Consider the following 917-nt stretch of genomic DNA (forward strand, 5'->3'; position numbering starts at 1 on the left):
CAGCCATGCTCATTTCCTTAAGGCCGTAAAGTTTCACACGTGCTATCAACACGGGAACTGTCTACAAATTGCGACATTGGGGGGGTGTGTTGCTCACATAAAGATTGTAAAAGATAAGCAACTGTTCCTCTTGAAGGAACACCATATTTTTCCCAACGCCATACTGTTGATCTATTGACGCCCAATAACGCCGCCATTTCATCCAGCGTAAGATTAAGGCGTTTTCTCAATTGTTTTGCTTCTATCTCATTCATACAGAAAAGTATGCATTATGAGTATTTTAATGTCAAGTCGAAATGCATACTAATTTTATGCAATATGAATCACATTAGGAGATCAAAATGCTCGATAAAATAACAGACCAATCGTCTAGATTAATGAAAGCACGTTTAGTACGTGGTTTTAAAAGCGCTAAAGAAGCCGCCAGATACTTTGGGTGGAACTACTCTAGCTATATACAACATGAACAAGGGCTTAGAGGAATATCACGTGCATCTAAGAAATACGCAAAAGCATTTAGAATTAGTGAGGGATGGTTATTAACTGGAGAAGGAGACGGTCCCTCCTTTCCAATCTCTACAGTAGAACAAACTATTGAAGAACAAATCATTGATCTGCTGAAGGAAACAAGTCGGAAAGATAAAGAAACAATCCTTCACCTTTTAAATCGCCTAAATGACGAAGAAAAAAAATAAAAGCTTTTTTCCTTTCATAACCTTTCCTCTCTCCAAATGAGCATCCTATAAAGAGATTCTTCGTCAATAAAAAATACACATAATGCATATTTTTTTATTGACATGTATGCATTATGCGTATTATATGCTCCCATACCTTATAAATTAACCGTTGCCAACAGGCTGTATGGAGGCTGTTTTGACAAAACCTGTTTTTATAAAATCGGATGAAATTCTCTTAGT

General features: G+C 36.6%; 2 protein-coding genes. One reads left to right on the forward strand and one right to left on the reverse strand.

All coding sequences use genetic code 11. The annotated features are described in order from the left end of the window. Positions 1-17: 17 nt before the first annotated feature. Complete coding sequence (locus MCQ_RS04690; protein WP_006923858.1) at positions 18-254, reverse strand: helix-turn-helix domain-containing protein; 237 nt, start codon at positions 252-254, stop codon at positions 18-20. An 87-nt stretch (positions 255-341) separates the two neighbouring features. On the opposite strand from MCQ_RS04690, the gene MCQ_RS09350 reads away from it, so the two are divergent. Further along, complete coding sequence (locus MCQ_RS09350) at positions 342-695, forward strand: helix-turn-helix transcriptional regulator (RefSeq protein WP_006923860.1); 354 nt, start codon at positions 342-344, stop codon at positions 693-695. Positions 696-917 lie beyond the last annotated feature (222 nt).

The organism is Candidatus Bartonella washoeensis Sb944nv (assembly GCF_000278135.1).
GTDB lineage: Bacteria > Pseudomonadota > Alphaproteobacteria > Rhizobiales > Rhizobiaceae > Bartonella > Bartonella washoeensis.